Source organism: Clostridium cuniculi (genome assembly GCF_004353185.1).
Taxonomy (GTDB): domain Bacteria; phylum Bacillota; class Clostridia; order Clostridiales; family Clostridiaceae; genus Clostridium; species Clostridium cuniculi.
Map to the genome: position 1 here is coordinate 1 of NZ_SMUS01000098.1, position 1331 is coordinate 1331.

Annotated in this window: 2 rRNA genes; both read left to right on the forward strand. The window is 26.6% G+C overall.

Annotated features, from left to right (window positions below):
* Positions 1 to 8: 8 nt before the first annotated feature.
* Positions 9 to 125: ribosomal RNA gene (gene rrf / locus EJJ37_RS19720) — 5S ribosomal RNA — on the forward strand.
* Between the two features lie 1110 nt (positions 126 to 1235).
* Positions 1236 to 1331: ribosomal RNA gene (locus tag EJJ37_RS19725) — 16S ribosomal RNA — on the forward strand; the annotation flags it as partial.

Here is a 1331-nt window from a genome sequence, read left to right on the forward strand (position 1 = left end):
CTCAAAGATCTGGTGATGATGGCGTAGAGGAAACACTCCTTCCCATTCCGAACAGGAAAGTTAAGCTCTACAGCGTCGATGGTACTGCACGGGAGACTGTGTGGGAGAGTAGAACGTTGCCAGGTAAGAAGATACTTAGTTTAAACTAGGTATCTTTTTTTGTTATAAAATAATATAAAACTGAAGATATAATATTCTAGCCTTCTACTCGATAGGATAAAAGAATGTTATGCTTTTACCGGGAAATTTAGTGAAGATTAATGTTAGCGTAAAAAATTTCTCTGATGAACGTTGAATATAAGAAGATACTTAGTTTAAGCTAGGTATCTTTTTTATTATAAAGTAATATAAAACTGAAAATAAATAGATATAGTGTTCTATATGTAAACAGGATTATTAGCTAATTTGGAAAAAGATTTTTTTAGAGTTATAAATTGATCAAATAACTAAATAAATTAAATAATTTACATTGGATAGAGTATATTATTTTAAGTTGGCTAATTATATAATACAAATCTTCATTAATTATATAATAAAATATTAATAAAGATTATAGCATTAAAAATTTGAATAATATGATAAAAATTTATACTATTTTTAGTTTTAATTAATTTTCAAATAAAAATATATCACATTATTTTAATAGTAAAAAATAAAAAAAGAATCTAAAATAATATATTTTAAATAATTATTTTAGATTTTAAAAAAGTATTTACTTAAAATATAGAAGAATATAACCAAGTTATAAGGTATATTTTATTAATGTGGATAATGTTAATTATGTTGATAAAGTAATATAATACTAGATAATAGATTGTGGATAATGTGTATATGGGGGATAACTTATAATTAAAATACTAACACTGTTCCTAGTGTATCAATACAAGAAAAAAGGAGCATATAATCAAAAATGAGAGAAAAAGCATAGTTTGATGAAAAAATAGATAAATAATGAAAAATTTTAAATTATATTAGGTGGTATTATAAATCATGTTCTGAGGAACACGACAAAAAACTTGAGAAATCAAGTAAATCTAAGTCAACAGAAACAACAAAAAATGTTGAAAAAAGATGTTGACAGAAAAGTTTCTCAGTGATAAGATAAGGAAGTCGCTTCGGTGCGACAGAGTAAATGGTCTTTGAAAATTGAACAGAATATAGTTAAAGTAAACCAGCAATTCTTTTGAGAGTCTTAAAACAAAGACTCAAAGTAATTTGAGCAAATGATTAAACTTTTTAGTGAGAGTTTGATCCTGGCTCAGGACGAACGCTGGCGGCGTGCCTAACACATGCAAGTCGAGCGAGTAGAGTTCTTCGGAACAAAGCTAGCG